The sequence below is a fragment of the Ensifer sp. ENS10 genome, assembly GCF_014852025.1.
Taxonomy (GTDB): domain Bacteria; phylum Pseudomonadota; class Alphaproteobacteria; order Rhizobiales; family Rhizobiaceae; genus Ensifer.
In genome coordinates this window covers 533,430-553,242 of record NZ_JACVAS010000001.1, presented here as the reverse complement: position 1 = coordinate 553,242, position 19,813 = coordinate 533,430, and the positions used below count along the sequence as shown (strand labels likewise).

14 protein-coding genes and 1 tRNA gene are annotated in these 19,813 nt (G+C 62.5%); 3 read left to right on the top strand and 12 right to left on the bottom strand.

Translation table 11 applies throughout. The annotated features are described in order from the left end of the window. Nucleotides 1–145 precede the first annotated feature (145 nt). The 9 genes from yacG to IB265_RS02650 form a co-directional block, all read right to left on the bottom strand. Nucleotides 146–370, bottom strand: coding sequence for a DNA gyrase inhibitor YacG (yacG, locus tag IB265_RS02690; RefSeq protein WP_057248174.1), 225 nt, complete (start codon nucleotides 368–370; stop codon nucleotides 146–148). 5 nt (nucleotides 371–375) lie between these two features. Beyond that, on the bottom strand, nucleotides 376–996 hold the full coding sequence (locus tag IB265_RS02685) for a Maf-like protein (protein WP_057248172.1): 621 nt from the start codon (nucleotides 994–996) through the stop codon (nucleotides 376–378). 151 nt (nucleotides 997–1,147) lie between these two features. After that, nucleotides 1,148–1,366: a translation initiation factor IF-1 gene (infA, locus tag IB265_RS02680; RefSeq protein WP_004435948.1), complete on the bottom strand. Its 219-nt coding sequence runs from the start codon at nucleotides 1,364–1,366 to the stop codon at nucleotides 1,148–1,150. Between the two features lie 271 nt (nucleotides 1,367–1,637). Further along, nucleotides 1,638–2,105, bottom strand: a complete 468-nt coding sequence (locus IB265_RS02675; protein ID WP_057248171.1) for a low molecular weight phosphatase family protein — start codon at nucleotides 2,103–2,105, stop codon at nucleotides 1,638–1,640. Nucleotides 2,106–2,119: 14 nt separating this feature from the next. Then, entirely contained in the window at nucleotides 2,120–2,596 is a 477-nt protein-coding gene (locus IB265_RS02670; RefSeq protein WP_057248170.1) for a UPF0262 family protein, read from the bottom strand. Next, complete coding sequence (gene hisD, locus IB265_RS02665) at nucleotides 2,593–3,897, bottom strand: histidinol dehydrogenase (RefSeq protein ID WP_057248169.1); 1,305 nt, start codon at nucleotides 3,895–3,897, stop codon at nucleotides 2,593–2,595. The genes IB265_RS02670 and hisD overlap by 4 nt, the downstream gene beginning before the upstream one ends. 42 nt (nucleotides 3,898–3,939) lie before the next feature. Beyond that, nucleotides 3,940–4,380, bottom strand: coding sequence for a DUF2948 family protein (locus IB265_RS02660; protein WP_057248264.1), 441 nt, complete (start codon nucleotides 4,378–4,380; stop codon nucleotides 3,940–3,942). 105 nt (nucleotides 4,381–4,485) lie between these two features. Then, nucleotides 4,486–5,778, bottom strand: a complete 1,293-nt coding sequence (gene murA / locus IB265_RS02655) for a UDP-N-acetylglucosamine 1-carboxyvinyltransferase (RefSeq protein WP_057248168.1) — start codon at nucleotides 5,776–5,778, stop codon at nucleotides 4,486–4,488. Between the two features lie 253 nt (nucleotides 5,779–6,031). Next, complete coding sequence (locus tag IB265_RS02650; protein WP_057248167.1) at nucleotides 6,032–6,277, bottom strand: hypothetical protein; 246 nt, start codon at nucleotides 6,275–6,277, stop codon at nucleotides 6,032–6,034. 157 nt (nucleotides 6,278–6,434) lie between these two features. On the opposite strand from IB265_RS02650, the gene IB265_RS02645 reads away from it, so the two are divergent. Next, nucleotides 6,435–6,509: transfer RNA gene (locus IB265_RS02645), tRNA-Thr, on the top strand. A gap of 612 nt (nucleotides 6,510–7,121) precedes the next feature. Here the strand turns inward: IB265_RS02645 and pncB are convergent. The 3 genes from pncB to IB265_RS02630 form a co-directional block, all read right to left on the bottom strand. Further along, complete coding sequence (gene pncB, locus IB265_RS02640; RefSeq protein WP_057248165.1) at nucleotides 7,122–8,426, bottom strand: nicotinate phosphoribosyltransferase; 1,305 nt, start codon at nucleotides 8,424–8,426, stop codon at nucleotides 7,122–7,124. A gap of 38 nt (nucleotides 8,427–8,464) precedes the next feature. Next, entirely contained in the window at nucleotides 8,465–9,064 is a 600-nt protein-coding gene (gene pncA / locus IB265_RS02635; protein ID WP_057248164.1) for a bifunctional nicotinamidase/pyrazinamidase, read from the bottom strand. Nucleotides 9,065–9,240: 176 nt separating this feature from the next. Beyond that, complete coding sequence (locus tag IB265_RS02630) at nucleotides 9,241–10,422, bottom strand: polysaccharide biosynthesis/export family protein (RefSeq protein ID WP_057248163.1); 1,182 nt, start codon at nucleotides 10,420–10,422, stop codon at nucleotides 9,241–9,243. A gap of 407 nt (nucleotides 10,423–10,829) precedes the next feature. Between IB265_RS02630 and IB265_RS02625 the strand changes: the two genes are divergently transcribed. Both IB265_RS02625 and IB265_RS02620 read left to right on the top strand, forming a co-directional pair. Further along, nucleotides 10,830–18,338 carry a type I polyketide synthase gene (locus IB265_RS02625; RefSeq protein ID WP_057248162.1) on the top strand — a complete coding sequence of 2,503 codons (7,509 nt, stop codon included), beginning with the start codon at nucleotides 10,830–10,832 and terminating at the stop codon, nucleotides 18,336–18,338. Then, nucleotides 18,335–19,750, top strand: coding sequence for an aminotransferase class I/II-fold pyridoxal phosphate-dependent enzyme (locus IB265_RS02620; protein ID WP_057248161.1), 1,416 nt, complete (start codon nucleotides 18,335–18,337; stop codon nucleotides 19,748–19,750). The genes IB265_RS02625 and IB265_RS02620 overlap by 4 nt, the downstream gene beginning before the upstream one ends. Nucleotides 19,751–19,813: the final 63 nt, after the last annotated feature.

Sequence of the window (19,813 nt, the reverse complement as noted above, 5' to 3'; positions counted from 1 at the left end):
TCTCCGAGACAGAAGTGGTCCTCGGAGACCGAAAATGGCGGCCGCATTCACCTGCTGGCGCGCAGGACCATCCAGGCGTCGTTCACGATAAAGAGGAGCGTTGAGGGAAAGGCCGGACCCACGCGCCCGACCGCAGCGGTACGCCTTAGCGATCGTCGTCGTCGGCCTTCGTTTCGTCGTCGGCAACCGGAATGGCATAGGAGCCGGAGAGCCAGCGATTGAGGTCGACATTGCGGCAGCGGTCGGAGCAGAAGGGATAGTGCTCCCGATGCGACGGCCGTCCGCATTCCGGGCAGGGTCGAGGCGCCCGCAGGGGCGCGACGTTCGAACCGCTCTTCTTCGTTTCGTCGTTATTTGTCTCGTCTGGCACCGGCTTCAGCCTTCCAGCCAACGATTGTGCACATCATAGCCTTCGCCGACAAGCAGGCTGACGGTTTCGTAGAGCGGCAGGCCGACGACGTTGCTGTAGGAGCCGACGAGTTTCACAACGAAGCTGCCGGCAATGCCCTGGATGCCGTAGCCGCCCGCCTTGCCGCGCCATTGGCCCGAGGCGAGATAGCTTTCGATATCGAAACCGGACAGGCGCTTGAAGCGCACCTTGGTGTCGACGACCTTCTGCCTGAGCGTCTTGTCCGGGGTGATCAGACACACGCCGGTATAGACGCGATGGCTGCGGCCGGAGAGAAGGTGCAGCGTGCTGGTGGCTTCGCTGACCAGTTCCGGCTTCGGCAGGATGCGCCGGCCGACGCAGACGACCGTATCGGCCGCCAGAATATAGCTTCCGTCCCAGCCGGGCTCGCCCTTGATCGCCGCAAGTGCTGCTCGCGCCTTTTCAGCCGACAGACGCCTTGCGAGCGAACGCGGGTGTTCGGCACGCTTCGGCGTCTCGTCGAGATCCATCGGCATCAGGCGCGCGGGCTCGATGCCCGCCTGCGCCAGAAGTTCGACGCGACGCGGCGAGCCGGACGCCAGTATCAGTTTCTTGGCCACTGTCATCGGAACGAGCCGTCACTCCAGAGCAATTCCAGCAAAAATGCGGGTGAAGCGGTTTTGCGTCTGGAATTGCAATCCAACCAAAGGTTAGAGCGTTTTCGCGATTCGAAGAAGAAGCGGAAATGCTCCAGGAATTGCGTAGAGCCGGAGCGGCTTACTTGAAGCGGTAGGTGATACGGCCCTTGGTAAGGTCGTACGGGGTCATCTCGACGAGAACCTTGTCGCCGGCAAGCACGCGGATGCGGTTCTTGCGCATGCGGCCCGCCGTGTGGGCGATGATCTCATGCTCGTTTTCGAGCTTCACGCGGAAGGTCGCATTCGGAAGCAATTCGGTGACCACGCCCGGAAATTCAAGGACTTCTTCTTTCGCCATGTAGGACTGTTCTTTCTATCTTTGTTTAGGGATACGTCAGGTATCCCGAAAAATTCGCCGGAAACTACACAATCAACGAGGATTTGTGAACCGTCTAACACCGGCTTTTGCGCTTTTGTGACGGCTACGGCGCCGCGCGTCCTATCAGAGGCGCAGAGGTCGCTATAGCACTTTGAACTGCTACGTGTCTTTAGCCTTAAATCGGATGGGATCTAAGAAGACATGGAAAAGAACTGTCGTCGGAAACCGCACTCGGATTTCCGTGAAGCTCTCAAGTTTTCTCTCGTCTGTGCGAGCCGACCAACCGATGATTGATCAGCGTCGACAGGTGATCGCGCACGGCGCGATACGCATCGACGATCTGCTCGCGGGTGCCGGCTGCCACCGTCGGGTCCGGCGTTGGCCAATAGACCACGTCGACGGCCATCGAGCGAGTCAATTCGAGCGCCTTGTGATGCGCCTCCGGCGCCAGCGTCACGATGAGGTCGAAGTAGTCGTCCTCGAGTTCATCCAGCGTGTGGGGCTGGTGGCGGCCGAGGCTCAAGCCCACCTCGGCCATGACCACGTCGACAAACGGATCGCGTTCGCCATGCCGGACGCCGGCCGAGGCAACATACGTTCCCGCTGGCAGCGCCGCCTTGGCGAGCGCTTCGGCCATCGGCGAGCGGATGGCATTCATGCCGCACATGAAGAGGACCGAGCGGGGCGCTTTCAACTGCGGTGCCTCGGTTGCCGTCATGCCGGTTCGCGCCTCTACCCGCGCCAATAGAGCACGCAGACGAGCGTGAACAGCCGGCGGGCCGTATCGAAATCCAGCCGGATCTTGCCGGACAGGCGATCCATCAGGGTCTGCGAGCCCTCGTTGTGAATGCCGCGGCGCCCCATGTCGATCGCCTCGATCTGGCTCGGTGTCGCCGAGCGGATCGCCTCGTAGTAGCTCTCGCAGATCATGAAGTAGTCCTTCACGATCCGGCGAAACGGCGTCAGCGACAGGATGTGGGTGGCGACATCGCCGCCCTTTTCGGTCGAGATCGAAAAGACCAGCTTCGCATCGACGAGCGAGAGATTGAGCTTGTAGGGGCCACAGGGATGGCCGACCGGTTCGAACAGGTTTTCTTCGAGCAGGTCGAAGATAGCAACCGCGCGCTCATGCTCCACGTCGGGCGTCGAGCGGCCGATGGTCTCGTCCAGAACGACATCGCAGAGGCGCAGATTGCGGTCCGCCTTCATCCAGCATCCCCGAGATTGAGGCGAATGGCGACGGAACGCGCATGAGCCTCCAGCCCCTCAGACTTTGCCAGCACGATCGCCGCCGGTCCGAGGATTCGCAACTGCTCCGGATCGAGCCGAAGGATCGACGTGCGCTTCATATAATCAAGCACGCCGAGGCCGGACGAGAAGCGCGCCGAGCGCGCAGTCGGCAGAACGTGGTTGGAGCCGCCGACATAATCGCCGATGACTTCGGGCGTATGGCGCCCGACGAAGATCGCGCCGGCATTGCGGATCTTCTCGACCATCGGCTCGGGATTGGCGAGCGCCAGTTCAAGATGTTCCGCTGCAATACGGTTGGCGAGCGGCACGGCCTTTTCGAGATCGGGCACGAGAATGACGGCGCCGAAATCGCGCCAGCTCGCCGAGGCCGTTTCGGCCCGCGGCAGCGTCTTCAATTGCCGCTCGACCGCATCCTCGACCGCCTGCCCGAAGGCCGGATCGTCGGTGATCAGGATCGACTGAGCGCCGACGTCGTGCTCGGCCTGGGCCAGGAGATCGGCGGCGATCCAGTCCGGATCGTTGTGCTTGTCGGCGATGACAAGCACTTCCGATGGACCGGCGATCATGTCGATGCCGACGGTGCCGAAGACCTGGCGCTTGGCGGCGGCAACATAGGCATTGCCCGGGCCGACGATCTTGGCGACGGGGGCGATCGTCTCGGTGCCATAGGCAAGCGCCGCAACGGCCTGCGCGCCGCCGACGCGGTAGATCTCCTCGACGCCCGCAAGCCTTGCTGCTGCAAGCACCGCCGGATTGATCTCACCGCCGCTTGCCGGCACCACCATAACGATGCGGGGAACGCCCGCGACTTTCGCCGGCAGCGCATTCATCAGCACCGAGCTCGGATAGCTCGCCGTGCCACCCGGCACGTAAAGGCCAACGGCATCGACCGCCGTCCAGCGCGAACCGAGCCCGACGCCCATGGCGTCCTCGTAAATATCATCCTTCGGCCGCTGGCGGGCGTGGTGCGCCTCGATGCGGGTGGCAGCGACCTTGAGCGCGCCCAGCACCTCCGGTTCGACCGCCTGGATCGCCGCATCGATCTCGGCCGCGCTGACGGCCATCGGCGTCACGGAGAAATCGACGCCATCGAAGCGCTTGGAGTATTCGGCGAGTGCCTGATCGCCCCGGGCGCGCACGTCGTCGATGATCGCCTTGACCACCGCATTGACGTCTTCGGACACCTCACGCTTGGTCGTCAGGAATGACGCGAACTTTTGTTCGAAGTCACCGTCGAGAAAATTGAGCCTGATTGCCAAAGGGGACGTCCTTGTATGCCAGTGTCGTTCGGGTCGAGTGGCTCAAGCGCCTTCGGGATGCTTGGGCTTGAAAGCGGTTTCCCACGCCCCGCCGGTATCCGCAAGCTGCGTTTCGATGCATTCGACGTCAAGCGCGATCGAGGCGTCGCCGGCAAGAACCAATTCGAGCGTGCCTTCCGGCCCCTCGCCGCGCACGGTGAACTTGAGCGTCAACAGATCAAGAACCGCTTCATCGTCGCGCCGGTCAAAGCCGACCGAGCGGACCGCATTCACCCGCTTGAACAGGAGCAGCGCGCGACGACGCTCGAAGGAGCGGCGCTTGCCGTCGGCCGCCTCCCAAACGAAGCGGTTGACGACGAGCGAAAACTGCTTGCGGCGGGCGTCATATTCCAGCCCCGATACCTTGAACACGGCATCCTGGACATGGGCGGAGACGACAGCGAGATCTTCCTCGTCGAGCGCCAGCAGCTTCAGACCATTCATACCGTCCATTCCTTTCGTTTCGCCGCACATTTTCCGTGCCACAATTGAAATGGACATAGGATGTTGCGCCTGAAACCGCAACGGTATCAGGCGCAACCGATCAAATCAGTCGCTGACGCGCTCGACATGCGCGCCGCAACGGGTGAGCTTCTCTTCCAGCCGCTCGAAGCCGCGGTCGAGGTGATAGACGCGCGAGACCATGGTTTCGCCTTCGGCTGCAAGGCCGGCGATGACGAGCGAGACAGACGCGCGAAGGTCGGTCGCCATGACAGGCGCGCCCTTCAGCCGGCTAACGCCCTCGATCTTGGCCGTCTGGCCGGAGAGCGAAATCTTGGCGCCGAGGCGGGCGAGCTCCTGCACATGCATGAAACGGTTCTCGAAGATCGTCTCGGTGATGTGTGAGGTGCCGTTCGCCCTGGTCATCAGCCCCATGAACTGCGCCTGCAGATCGGTCGGGAAGCCCGGGAAAGGATCGGTGACGATATCGACCGGCTTGATGCCGGCACCGTTGCGCACGACGCGGATACCGCTGTTGGTCTCGGTGATCTCGGCGCCGGCGCGGCGGATCGCTTCGAGCGCCGTGTCGAGCAGCGCCATGTTCGTGTCTTCGAGAATGACGTCGCCGCCGGTCATGGCAACCGCCATGGCATAGGTGCCGGTCTCGATACGGTCCGGCAGGACGCGGTGACGGGCGCCAGAGAGCGAACGCACGCCTTCAATCGTGATCGTCGGGGTGCCCTGGCCGGTGATCTTGGCGCCCATGGCATTGAGGCAGTTGGCGAGGTCGACGACTTCAGGCTCGCGCGCGGCGTTGCCGAGCACCGTGGTACCATTTGCAAGCGTCGCGGCCATCATCAGGACGTGGGTGGCGCCGACGGACACCTTCGGGAAGGTGTAGCGCGCGCCGACCAGGCCGCCTTCCGGCGCCGTCGCGTTGACGTAGCCGCCGTCGATCTCGATATTGGCGCTGAGTGCCTGAAGGCCTTCGATGAACAGATCGACCGGGCGCGTGCCGATGGCGCAACCACCGGGCAGCGATACGCGGGCCTTGCCTTCACGGGCGAGCAGCGGGCCGATCACCCAGAAGCTTGCGCGCATCTTCGACACCAGCTCGTAAGGCGCGGTCGTATCGACGATGTTGCGGCAGGTGAAATGGATGGTGCGGGCGTAGCTCTCGCCCTGGCGCTCGCGGCGACCATTGACGGAGATGTCGACGCCGTGGTTGCCGAGGATGCGGATCAGCTGCTCGACGTCGGCCAGATGCGGCACGTTTTCGAGCGTCAACGTGTCGTCGGTCAGAAGCGACGCGATCATCAGCGGCAGGGCCGCGTTCTTGGCGCCGGAAATCGGGATGACGCCGTTAAGCTTGTTGCCGCCTACAATCCTGATGCGATCCATGAGGCCTCTCGAACGGGCTTGGCCCGCCTTTCCAAATATTTTCTATGTTGTCTGAAGGCGCCTCTTTAGTGGAGACGCCGCGAAATTAGAAGTGCCTTGAACGCCGCGCGCCCATTCGGACGCGAAAGGTCGCCATATCGGTTAAGTCGCTGCCCTGGATCGACCCGACCAAGGGCATTTATGCAATTGGACGCCAGACGGCTGAGCCGCCGGCAAACGGGAAGGAGCCGGCGAACGCCGCCCCTGCCCCGTACTAATCTTGGGATTCGTCCGTTTTTGCGGCAGGAAGGCCGCTGACCTCATCGGCTGCACCGGAACGGCGCGCCCGCGCCTGCTGCTTGCGGCGCTGAAGATTGTCGCGCAAGTTCCTGGCAAGACGCGCCTTTTTCAGGTCCGACTCGGTCGTATCCTTCTTCTTCTCCCGGCGCACCTTGCCCTCGGTCCGCTGCTCTTCCGGCACGGGCTCGGTTTTCTTGCCGTCGCTGTCGTTTGTTTGCATAGTCCTGCATTAGCGCAAAACCAGGGTCTTCGGAAGCACCGGCGAACTTTCTCACAGGTCTTCACGAAAAACTTCGAAATGCGACTTGCACTCCCCGCTCAGCTATGGCAATAGCCCCCTCGCTTGATGCGGCTTGTCAACGAACCGGCCGCCAGATGCTGCTATAGCTCAGGGGTAGAGCACTCCCTTGGTAAGGGAGAGGCCGAGAGTTCAAATCTCTCTAGCAGCACCAGTTTTCCTCATGCGAAATCAATCAGATATCTCCGTTGGGACGCCGCGACTATCCTGGCTTGTCCTGCGTAAACGGCGACACCTGCACTGCCGTTCTGTTCGGGCAACCATCCAAGGCGTCCGCAAAAGTCCGACCTCCCGCTCCCGAATTTTCCTTCGGGAGCAATTATCGTGTTCGGCCAATTGCGATATCCTTCGATTCGGGCGCGCCCACGCCTCCCCCCTCCGCTCGGGAAAGTAGATTTCATACGGGGCACTCTCGCCATCGAACCGACTGTTCGAGCACCAAGCATCGGGAACGTATTCCCCGATGCCGCGTTACCGTTTCAAAGGCAGTAACGCGGAGGCTTGCATATGAAAGGTATCGTTCTCTGGCTCATGGGCGTGCCGCTCATCGTCATCATCCTTCTCTATATGTTCGTGTTCTAGAGAGGTGAAATGCAACGGCAGGTTGGCGCCTTAACGCAACCTTAAGATTCCACTGCCAGATTTGACATTGCGATGATGGACAGTCGCAACATCTTTGATCCCCTTTTGAAACCGGCTTCTGCCGGTTTCTTTTTTTGAAGTGCTGGAAAGCCGCTCCAGGCTTTTCCTGGAGTAGCTTTGACGGCTAAACCTTGACCGCCTGCTCGACGAAATCCTGTGAGCCGAAGAACTTGAGGTAGCGCTCGACCTCCGCCGGATCGCCGGTCGCCTTGCGTGGATTATCGGAGAGTTTCACCGCCGGGCGGCCATCGGCTTCGCTGACCTTGCAGACGATCGAGATCGGGTTGAGGCCGCTGATTTCCGTCGGGGCGCAATCGGCAAAATCGTTGGTAAGGTTGGTGCCCCAGCCGAAGCTCATGCGCACGCGTCCCTCGAAATGGCGATAGGTCTCGATGATCGTGTCGACGTCGAGGCCATCGGAGAAGATCAGCAGCTTCTCCCGCGGGTCCTTGCCCATCTTCTTCCACCAAGCGAGGATCTTCTCGCCACCTTCGATCGGCGGCGCACTATCCGGCCGGAAGCCCGTCCAGTCCGCGACCCATTTGGGTGCATCGCGAAGGAACGCCGCTGTTCCAAACGCATCCGGCAGCACGATCAACAGGTTGCCGCCATAGAGCTGGTTCCAGTCCTGCAACACCTTGTAGGGGGCGGCGGCCAGTTCCTTGTCGTTGCGGGCAAGCGCCGCGGCCACCATCGGAAGCTCATGCGCGTTGGTGCCGAGCGCTTCCAGATCCGTATCCATGGCAAGCAGCACGTTGCTGGAGCCCGAGAAGGAACTTCCGATCCCTTCCTTCAGCGCCTCCACGCACCAGCGTTGCCAGAGGAAGCTGTGTCGGCGCCGCGTACCGAAATCCGAAATCCTGAGGTTCGGATACTGCCGCAGGCGCTCGACCTTGGACCACATCTTTGCCTTGGCGCGAGCATAGAGCACGTCGAGGGTAAAGGGGCCGAGGCCCTTCATCGCCGAGCGTGAACGCAACTCATTGATGATCGCGAGCGCCGGGATTTCCCACATGGTGGTTTCCGCCCAGCGGCCACGGAAGGTCAATTCGAACTGACCGCCGCTGCGTTTCAACTCATAGTCCGGCAGGCGGAACTTGGCGAGCCAGGCAAGAAATTCCGGCGAGAAGATCTGCTTGCGACCGTAGAACGTGTTACCGGCGAGCCAGATCATCTCCTTCTTGGAGAAGCGCAGCTCGCGCGCATGATCAAGCTGATCGCGCAGTTCCTGCTCGTCGATCTCGTCGGCAAGCCGCACCGTCTTCGTGCGGTTGATCAGCGAGAAGGTCGCATCGACATCCGGATAGAGCTGCCAGATCATCTGCAGCATCAAAAGCTTGTAGAAATCCGTGTCCAGCAGGCTGCGCACGATCGGGTCGAGCTTCCAGGCATGGTTATAGACACGCCTGGCGATATCGGTCTTCGTCATTGGTGAAATCTCTCCTTCCTCAGCGCGAGGGTCTCGAACTAGTTCAGCTCGACACCGGCATCGCGCATGCGCGTGACCATTGCCTGAAGCGAACCGTTGAGGTCGATGCCCCGACAGGCCTCGAGAATGACGGATGTCGAAAATCCCTGTGTAACCGCATCAAGCGCGGAAAAGGCGACGCAGAAATCGGTCGCCAACCCACACAGCGTCACCTTCTTGATGCCGCGGTCCCTGAGATAGCCGGTGAGACCCGTCGGTGTCCGGCGATCGTTTTCGAAGAAGGCGGAATAGCTGTCGATCTCGGGCCGGAAGCCCTTGCGGATCAGGAGTTCGGCCCGCGTCCACGCGAGCGCCGGATGGAAATCGGCACCGGCTGTTCCCTGGACGCAATGATCCGGCCAGAGCGTCTGGCCGCCATAGGGCATGGCGATCATCTCGAACGGGGTCTTGCCGGGATGGCTGGAGGCAAAGCTCGAATGGCCGGCGGGATGCCAGTCCTGCGTCAGCACCACGTGCTCGAAGCGGCCAATCAAGCCGTTGATCATCGGCACGATCTCATCACCGCCTGCAACCGCAAGCGCTCCGCCCGGGCAGAAATCGTTCTGCACGTCCACGACGATCAACGCTTTATCCGCCATAGTTCATTCCTGCCTGCCAACGTCCATCGATCACCAAAATCGATTTAAGTCCAAGATCAATCACAGAATTTGAGCGGCGACAAGCCGCTTCCACGTGCTTTGAAAATCAGGAGGACAGATAAGCAAAAGGCGCCGACCCTGCGGTCGACGCCCCCGAGAAAAGCTGTTTAACGTGATTAGTTGCCGTTGAGATTGTCGGCGATCGAGAAACCGGAATTGGCGATGCCGACCGGCTGGGCGATGAAGTTGAGGAACTTCGAGAAGTCGACCGAGGGGTGGCGCGAAGCATAGATGACGTCGCGGTTCTTGATCGGGAAGGTCTGGCCGACGATCAGGCTATCCGGCTTGCTCATGTCGAAGCGGTAGACGATCGGGTAGCGACCCGTGCTGTCGGTCTTCATGCCCTTGCGCAGCATCTCGTTGAAACGCTGCTGGCCAAGCAGGCTCATGACGACATCAGGCTCTTCGTAACGGAAGATGAAATAGCCCTTCATGTCGAGCGTGTAGTCCGAGCCGCCGCCGGCAAGGCCCATGGCTTCGAGCAGGTTCAGGTCATTGGCGCCGAATTCGACACGCTGGTTGGCCTTGACTGCGCCGAGGATCGTGAAGCGGCGCGGGTCGCGCGATACGAAGATCTGGTCACCCGGCTTGACGTGGATGTTTTCCGACGGATTTTCGATAATCGACTTCAGGAGGACCGTTCCGGTCTTCTTGCCGCGCACCAGCGTGACATAGGTCTCGTAGGGCTGCGCAACGGGGCCACCCGCCTTGGCGATGACCTCATTGATCGTCTCGTCGACGAGGCTGAGCGGCACGACCGACGACTTGCCGACTGCACCGGAAACCGTGACGTTGCGCGAGGCGGTGCTCATGCTGGTGACGATGACATCAGGCTCGACCGCCTTCTGCTTCAGCGCCTCCAGGATCTCCTGGCGCGCCTGCTCCAGCGTCAGGCCGGCAAAGTTGACCGGACCGACATAGGGGATCGCAGCCTTGCCATCAGGCTGAACGACGAGATCGATGCTCGTCTGCTTGGACTCTGCCGTCGAGAACAGCCCGTCGCTGCCGGCTTCGAAGATTGAGACCTTGAGCTGGTCGCCGACGCCGATCACGACTCGGCCGACGCCGCCGCCAATGCCGAAACGGCGGTTGAGCGTCGACGAGACATAGTCGGAAACGAGGCGCGCGGAGCGGCCATCCACATCGACAATATCAAAAACGGTGGCATTTTGCCGGCCGATCTCGGCGCCGGATTGACCGGCATCCTTGACGATCGCCCCAGCCAGCGGCCCCTCGCCCGGAACGGCCTGGCATCCCACGAGGGCGGTACAAAGCAGAAGGGCACTGACTCGTTTCAACTACGACACTCCAAATTCGACACAGCCATGATTTTACTCACAGTTCCGTGCCGCATTATCTCCCGACCGGGAAATCGCCGGTCTCTGAAAAGCACAATCGCCGTCCCACAACAAGTCATCCGAAGACCAAGACGGGCAAAATATTTGGAGCCGCGTCTTTCTGGTCATACCTTCTCTACCTTGAGTGTGGTTTATCGCCCTATCCGCCTTGGATTGGCGTTGACAGCGTGTATATCTTCAGTCTTTGGGGTTGAAAGCTAGGGACTTTAAGTTAAAAGCTGACTAATGAGGCGGAACGAATATAGCTGGGGATAGCCTGGCAGCATGACGATTGGCGATTGCATTTCGGCCTCCGACGCGCAATCGCAGATGCAACTTTAGCGGCAGTTTAGAGCGTTCGATCATACATGGCTGTTGAGATAATTGGGCGAGCATGCCTCGCCCCTGGAGCAGAATCGCCTTCGGCGTTGTTCAAACTTCTTCGTCAGGGCAAGTGCACCGTCACCAGCATTCCGTCGGATCGCTGGGACGTCGCGCGTTTTTGGCACCCCGTCATGGGCACGCAGGGCAAGACCTATTCCTTTGCCGCCGGCGTGCTGGACCAACTCTATGATTTCGATCCCGCCGTCTTCGGCATGTCGCAGCGCGAAGCCATGTACATGGATCCGCAGCAGCGCGTGCTGTTGCAGCTCGCCTGGCGCGCACTGGAAGACGCCAATATCTCTGCAACGTCGCTGAATGGCGAGAATGTCGGCGTCTATATCGGCGCATCGAGCCTCGATCATGCCAACCTGACGGTCGAGGACCCGGCTGCCGCCGGCCCTTACTTCATGACCGGCAACACGCTGTCGATCGTTTCCAACCGTATCTCGCACATCTTTGGCCTCAGCGGTCCGAGCATGACGGTCGATACCGCCTGTTCCTCCTCGCTGGTCGCGCTCGACCAGGCGATGCGGGCTCTGACGTCGGGCGAGATCGACACCGCGATCGTCGGTGGCGTCAACATCCTTGCCCATCCCCTTCCCTTCGTCGGCTTCGCCCAGGCGCGCATGCTTTCGCCCGAGGGGCTTTGCCGCGCCTATGACAATGACGGCGCCGGTTATGTGCGCGCCGAAGGTGGCGTGGTCTTCGTCTTGCGCCGCTCGGACAGGGCGCGCCGGGAGAAGGACCGCAGCTACGCGCGCATCGTCGCGACCGGCGTGAACTCGGCCGGGCGCACCAACGGCATTTCGCTCCCCTCCCGCGAGGCGCAGGCCAATCTTCTGCGGGCGATCTATGAAGGCAACGGCATCGACGCCAACCAGGTGGCCTTTGTCGAGGGGCACGGCACCGGCACCAAGGTCGGCGATCCGGCCGAGGTCTGGTCGATCGGAACGGTCATCGGCGCCAAGCGCCGGGCACCGGTGCCGATCGGTTCGATCAAGTCGAACATCGGCCACACGGAACCCGCTTCCGGCCTCTTCGGCATGCTGAAGGCCGTGATGGCACTCGAAAACAACTACCTGCCGGCTTCGCTGCACTTCGACACGCCGAACGAACACATCGACTTCGACGGTCTCAACGTGCGCGTCACGGCGAACCCGATCGAGCTGCTGAGGGGAAAACGCGCTCGCCTTGCCGGCATCAACTCCTTCGGCTTCGGCGGCGCCAATGCGCACGTCGTCATCAGCGATCCGGAACCTGCGGCCGACGAAAGGGCGTCAAACCCATCGTCTTCCGGCCATGTCTTCCTGGCGAGCGCCCATACGGCGTCGAGCCTGGAGGCGCTTCTCAGCGACTATAAGGCGGCGTTCGCACATGCTTCCAAGGGTGAAGCACGGGCGATGATCGCCGCATCAGGTGCAAACCGCACCCATATGCGCCATCGCTTTGCCGCTCGCAGCGATCAGCCGGAAGATATCGTCCGCGCGATCGCCAGCCACCTGGAAAAGCCGGGCTCCGGCATCGGTGAAGTCGGCGAAGCCGTCGTCCGCGACGCCAAGGTCGCCTTCGTCTTCTCCGGCAACGGCTCACAATGGGCCGGCATGGGCGTCGAAGCGTTCCGCGAGAACCTGCATTTCCGTCAGTGCTTCACCTCGGTCAGCGCGCTGTTCAAGTTCCACTCCGACATCGCATTGACCGATCTTCTCACCGATCCTGATCTCGACAAGAAGCTTGGCGATACGAAGATCGCCCAGCCATTGCTCTTCGCGGTGCAGGCCGCCCTCTCCGACTCGCTGGTTGCCATGGGCATCAAGCCGGTCGCAGTCTTCGGCCACTCCGTCGGTGAAATCGCCGCCGCCTACGCCGCCGGTGCGCTCTCACTGGTCGACGCCGTTTCGATCGTGGCGAAGCGCTCGCTGCATCAGGACCTGCTTGCCGGCCACGGCACGATGGCGGCCGTCATGCTCGGAGAAGACGCCGCACGGGCCTTTGCCGAGGCGCGCGGTCTCGACAACCTCTGCGTCGCAGCGGTCAACGCCCACAATTCCGTGACGATCTCCGGACCGGCCGACCAGATCTCGGCCTTCCGCGACGCTGCGCGCAAGGCGAAGATCCCGGTCCAGATTCTCGACATCAACTATCCCTTCCACCACCCGATCATCGATCGGGCGAAGGACGCCTTCCTCTCCGACATTCCGGATATCGCACCGCGCCGCACCGAGCTCGCCTATCTGTCGACGGTCACAGGTGCCGCGCTCGATGGCACGCAACTCGATCCGGACTACTGGTGGAAGAACGTGCGCGAGCCGGTCCGCTTCCAGGCGGCCGCCGAGGCCGCGATCGAGATGGGTTGCCGCCTGTTCATTGAAATTTCGCCGCGTCCGATCCTGTCGTCCTATGTCAAGGAGACGATCAAGCAGGCCGCAGCCCCGGGCATGGTCGTACCGACCCTGCTCCGGGATGTCGGCGAAACCGGCCAGGACCCGATTTCGGCAGCGATGGCGCGTGCCGTCGCGCACGGCGCGGTGGTCGACACGACCCGCGTCTTCGGCAAGCGCAACGCTTCGATCGCCCTTCCCAGCCTGCCGTTCGAGCCCGTCGAGCTGCGCCCCGCGGCAACGACCGACGCTACCGACCTCTTCGGCCGGACCGCCAAGCCCTACCGCCTGATCGGCTGGCGCAGCGACCCGAACAGCGGCAGCTGGAAGAATCATGTCGACGCCCATCTCTTCCCCGACCTCGCCGAACACGTCGTGGACGGCAAGGCGATCCTGCCGGGCAGCGGCTTCATCGAAATCGCTGTCGCCGCTGCACAGCAGTTCTACGGCAGCGACGAAGTTGAGATCACCAATCTGGAGATCGTTCGCCCGCTGGAACTCAGCGATACGAAGATCATGGAGCTGTCGACGGTGCTTTCGCCGGAGACCGGCGACATCGAGATCCGCTCGCGCGAACGGCTGTCGGAAGACGATTGGGCCGTGCATGCGGTTGCCCGCTGCCGCAAGCCATTGCCGGCCGAGGAGCGCGCCTATCCGTCGCTTGCCGGCTTGGCGAAGACCGCAACGGTTGCGCCTGGCCGTGCCTATGAGACGGCGAAACAGTTCGGTCTCGACTACGGCCCGCGCTTCCAGCTGCTGGCCAAGGCCGTCGCCTATGGCGACCGGCTGGTCGATGTCGAGCTGAAGACGCCTGATGCTGCTGGCCATCCGCTCGTCACCTACGCCTTGAACCCGATCTCTGTCGACGCAACCTTCCACGGACTTGTCGCCCTCTTCGATCGTTTCACCGGCGACAAGAGCGGTGCCCCCTATATCCCCGTGCGCTTCGGTTCGGTGCGGGTCGTCAACGGCAGCCAGCCAATCGCGCGCGCAATGATCGAGATCGAGCGCGTCAGCCCCAATTCGATCAAGGCGAAGTTCCATTTCTTCGACAAGTCGGGCGCACCGATCGCGCACTTCGAGGATTGCCGCTTCCGCCGTACCTATCTGCGCAAGCACAAGACGCTCGACGCGCTGTCCTTCCACTACGAGGCCGTGCAATCGGAAGCGACGCTGCCGGGTCTGCAGCGTCAGGCGCCGGCGCCGATCAAGATCGCCATGCCCGCCGCCAGCGAAGCCGGCGTCGACAACACGACGTTGCTCTTCAACGCAGCCATCTATCGCGCCTGCCAGGAGATTGCGCTCAAACTCGCCAAGGGTCGATCGACCATTCAGGGCAACAACCTGCCCGGCGATTTTGCCTTCCAATGTTTCCTGACGAGCTGCCTCTACGTCCTGGAAGACGCCGGTCTCTGCGAGCACAAGGACGGCGTCTGGACGATTGCTCAGGACTTCAACCTGCCGAGCGTCCCGGAGATCCTGCGCGAACTCTATGGCGAGCGGTCCGACCGCGCCGTCGAAGCCGTCTTGATCAACAATGCCTATGCGGAGGCCCTTGCGCGCCTTGACGCGCTCCAGGCCGGCGACGAAACGGCTCATGGCACCACCTTCATCAGCGATGCCACGCTTGATCATCAAGCCGTCCACTCCGGGGCAAGCCGGGAGCGGATGGCGTTCGTCCTCGAGGCGCTCGAAAAGATCCTGACTTCGGCATCTTCCGGCGCGCGCCTGCGCATCGTCGAACTCGGCAGCGTTTCGTCGGCCTTTACCCGCCGACTGGCGACGCTTGCCGAAAAGCACGGCGCAAGCCTCACCGTATTCGAAGCGCGCGACAACGCCCAGCGTGGGCTTGAATTGGCCTTCGAGAACGACGCCCATGTGCGCATTCTCAAAAAGGGTGAGCTTGCAACGCTCACGTCCTTCGACCTCGCAGTCAGCGCCTCTGACGGGCTTTACAGCCTGATCGAGGACGACGTGGCGGTCCGCACCGCGCTTCGCTCGACGCTTCGCGATACCGGCGGGTTGATAGCCGCCGTCAGCGCGCCATCGCTCTTCAACGATTTTGCCCTCGGACTTTCCGAGGGGTGGTTCGCCCGCAGCCAGACCGCGGAGTTCCCGATCGGCAATCTTGCGGCGGTCCCGCACTGGCAGAAATGTTTCGGTGATCTCGACCTGCGCGACGTCAATATTGCAGACCGCGAATGCGCGAGCGGCAATGTCATCCTGCTCGAAGCGCGCGGCGCCGCCGCGGCTGCCGTAAGTGCCGAAGCACCGGCTACCGGCCCCTATCTGCTGCTGCAGATCGCGGGCGGCAAGGGCAACAAGCCTTCGGCATCGGCTATTCCGGTCAATCTCAGCGGCGATATCGCAGCCGACAAAGCAGCGCTTCTCAGCGGTTTCGAGGCCCTTGGCGAACAGCCGCTGCGGGCAATCTTCCTCGCGTCGCCGACAGCTGCATCCCGAACAGACGATTCCGCTTCGCTGCAGACCCAAATCCTTGCTCTCGGCGCCTTCGCCGAAGCCTTGCGTCAGCATATCGGCGGAGCCGAGCCCGCTGGCGAAAATCGTCCGCGTCTCGTGCTCGTCGCGCCAGGCGGAGCCCCGATCGCGAGCCGGACAACGGGCGCAACGGTTCCAAGCGACGGCGTCAATGCCGGTCTCTGGGCCTTCGCCCGCGTGCTTCAGAACGAATATGAGTTCCTCGAAGTGCACTCGCTCGATATCGACGGTTCGCCGACCACGATCGAGCAGATCGCGGCAGCATCTCCGCTGCTCGGCAGCGCCAACGCCAACCGCGAGTGGCTGCTGGAGGGACAAGACGCGGCGCTTTCCGAAATCCGTGCTGTGCCCGGCCCGGTCGACAACGCCCATGCGGCGATCGACACCTTCAAGGCCGCAACGATCCGCCAGCGCGTCAGCTCGCAGGTGGGCAGCATCGTCTGGGAAGAGAGCGACATTCCCGCCGCAGGTCCGGGTGAAGTCGTCGTCGCGGTTGCCGCGACAGGCCTCAACTTCCGCGACGTGATGTGGGCGATGGGCCTGCTGCCCGAAGAAGCGCTCGAAGATGGTTTCGCAGGCGCGACGATCGGCATGGAACTCTCCGGCCACGTGGTTGCCGTTGGCGAAGGCGTCGACGATCTCGTGGTCGGTGATGCCGTCATGGCAATCGCCTCATCCGCCTTCTCGACCCACGCCGTCGTCTCACGCGCCGGCGTCGCCAGGTTGCCGCAGACTGTCAGCCCGGTTGCCGCGGCAACGGTGCCTGTCGCCTTCCTGACCGCCTATTACGCCATGGTGGAACTCGGCCGCATCCAGCCGGACGAAACGATCCTCATCCACGGCGCTGCCGGCGGCGTCGGCCTTGCCGCGCTGCAGGTCGCGAAACTGAAGGGTGCCAAGGTCATCGCCACGGCAGGCACGCGCGAGAAGCGCCGCTTCCTGTCGATGCTGGGTGCCGATCACGTCTTCGATTCCCGTTCGCTCGGTTTCGTCAACGACGTTCGCGCCGTAACGGACGGAGAGGGTGTCGATCTCGTTCTGAATTCGCTCTTTGCCGAAGCCATGGAACAGAGCCTGGCACTCGTGAAGCCCTTCGGTCGCTTCCTCGAGCTCGGCAAACGCGACTACTATGCCGACAGCAAGATTGGTCTCCGGCCCTTCCGCCGCAATGTCAGCTATTTCGGCATCGACGCCGACCAGCTGCTGGTCAACCAGCCGAAGCTTACCAAGCGGATCTTCACCGAGATCGGCGCGCTGTTCGAAGACGGCAAGCTCACGCCGCTTCCCTACCGTGCCTTCGACTTCGACGAGATCGGCAACGCGTTCCGGCTGATGCAGAATGCGGGCCATATCGGCAAGATCGTCGTGTTGCCTCCGGTCACCGGCAAGCATCGCGTCGCCAAGCGCCCGCATGGCGGCATGAAGGTCGATCCGAACGGCATGCATCTCGTCGTCGGCGGCATCGGCGGATTCGGTCTGGCTGCTGCCAACTGGCTCGTCGAAAAAGGCGCGACGAAGATTGCGCTCTGCTCGCGCCGCGGTCAGGCGGATGCCGAAACGACGGCGATGATCGAGGCCTGGGCGAAGGCCGGCGTGTCGGCAACGGTACACGCCTGTGACGTCACCGACCCGACGGCGACCGAGCGTCTCCTCAAGGAGTTGCGTGCGATTGCACCGCTCCGCTCGATCGTCCACGCCGCCATGGTGCTCGACGACGCGCTGATCAGCAATCTCAATCGCGAGCGCAACCGCCCGGTCATCGACACCAAGGCCAAGGGTGCCGCCGTTCTCGATCAGCTGACCAACGACGACAAGCTCGACAACTTCATCCTGTTCTCGTCGGCGACAACGCTTGTCGGCAATCCGGGACAGGCGAACTACGTCGCCGCCAACGGCTACCTCGAAGGTCTCGCCCGCGCCCGTCGCGCCCGTGGTCTTGCGGGTCTTGCCGTCGGCTTCGGCGCGATCGCCGACAAGGGATATCTGGTCCAGAACACCGATGTGAACGATCTGCTCGCCAAGCGTATCGGCAAGACGGCACTGAAGGCACAGACAGCGCTCGACATGGTCGAGAGCCACCTGGCCTTCGATCCGGGCACCGTCGATGCGGCCACGGTGATGATCTCGGAGATCGACTGGTCGGCTGCGCGTAACCTGCCGGTTGCCAAAAACGCCCTCTTCGAAGTCATCCTGCGCAGCGCCGACCAGCACGCCACCGGCGGCGAAGGCGCCCAGATGGACCTCGTCGCAATGATCGAGGGCAAGTCGCCGCAGGAGGCCGAGGACATCCTCTTCGACCTCGTCGCCGGCGAGATCGCCGCGATCCTGCGCGTATCGAAGGATACGGTCACACGCAGCAAGGTGCTGAAGGAAATCGGCCTCGACAGCCTGATGGCGGTCGAACTCGGCATGAGCTTCCAGCAGAATACCGGTTTCGACATGCCGCTCAGTGGGGTCGCGGACAACACGACGGTTGGCGATGTCGCCCGCAAGCTCTATGAGAAGGTCAGCAAGCGCGACCAGAGCGACGATGCCGAGCCCGCCGACGACAAGATCGTCAACGAACTCGCACAGCGGCACGTCGGCACGGCGAAGGAAAAAGCACAGAGCCAATGAGCACGAACGGAAACGGTCCAGGCGCATCCAAGATGACCAGCAGCCTCAAGGAGAACCTGCTGGACCGGATGCGGAACACGCATCAATCCTCCGAGCGCAACCGGATGGCGCGCTCGGAGCGGGAGATGCCGCCGCCGGCGCGCCGGCAGCAGGCCCGTTTCGAAGATCTGCCGGAATACAAGCAGGTGATGACCCAGAAGTTCGCGAGCGAGCAACTCGGCATCGCCAATCCGTTCTATCGCGCGCACCAGACCGCGGCCGGGGCGACCACCGTCATCGACGGCCGCAAGCTGATCAACTTCGCCTCCTACGACTACCTCGGCCTCAACCGCCATGCGGAGGTGCTGGCCAAGGCGCGGGATACGATCGGCACCTTTGGCATCTCAGCCTCGGCGAGCCGCCTCGTCGCCGGAGAGCGGCCGGTGCATATGGCGCTCGAAGAGAAGATCGCGGGTTTCTACGGCGTCGATGCCGCCGTCTGTTTCGTCAGCGGTTACCTGACCAACGTCGCTGCCATCAGCTGCCTGATGGGCCCGAAGGACCTCGTCGTCCATGACGAGTTCATCCACAACAGCGCGCTTGCCGGCATCAAGCTCTCGGGCGCGACCCGGCGGCTGTTCAAACACAATGACGTCGCCGATCTCGAACACGTGCTGCGCACCGTCGCGGGCGACTATCGCCGCATCATGGTCATCGTCGAGGGCATCTACTCGATGGACGGTGACGTCGCCGACCTACCGGCTCTTCTGAAGCTCCGGGCCGAATACGGCTTCTGGCTGATGGTCGACGAGGCGCACTCGCTCGGCGTCCTCGGCAAGACCGGCCGGGGGCTTGCCGAGCATTTCGGCGTCGATCCGCATGAGATCGACGTCTGGATGGGCACGCTGTCGAAGACCACCTCGAGCTGTGGCGGTTACATCGCCGGTAGCGAAGCACTGGTCGAGGTGCTCAAGGCATCCGCCGGCGGCTTCGTCTACAGCGTCGGCCTTGCGCCGGTGCTGGCCGCATCCGCCACCGCGAGCCTCGACGTGCTGGAACGCGAACCGGCGCGGACGGCGGCATTGCGCCGCAACGGTGCCCTGTTCCTGAAGCTTGCCAAGGAAGCCGGCCTCGACACGGGTCTCAGCAGCGGCTTTTCCGTCGTTCCTGTTATCGTCGGCGATTCCCTGCGTGCCGTTCAGCTTTCGAACGATCTGCTTGCCGAAGGGGTCAATGCACTGCCGATCATCCATCCGGCGGTGCCCGAGGGTCTAGCGCGCCTGCGCTTCTTCATCACCAGCGATCATACGGAAGAGCAGATCCGCCGGACGGTAACATTGACGGCGGAACGGCTGACGGACCTCACCGAGCGAAACTTCGGACTGGGCGGCATTGACATCGATCAGATGATGAAAGCGCTCTCGGCGCGCTGACCCGAGATCACTGCGTCGTTTTCGCGCAATTGTGGACGCAAAACCGCTTCGCACTTTTCCTGG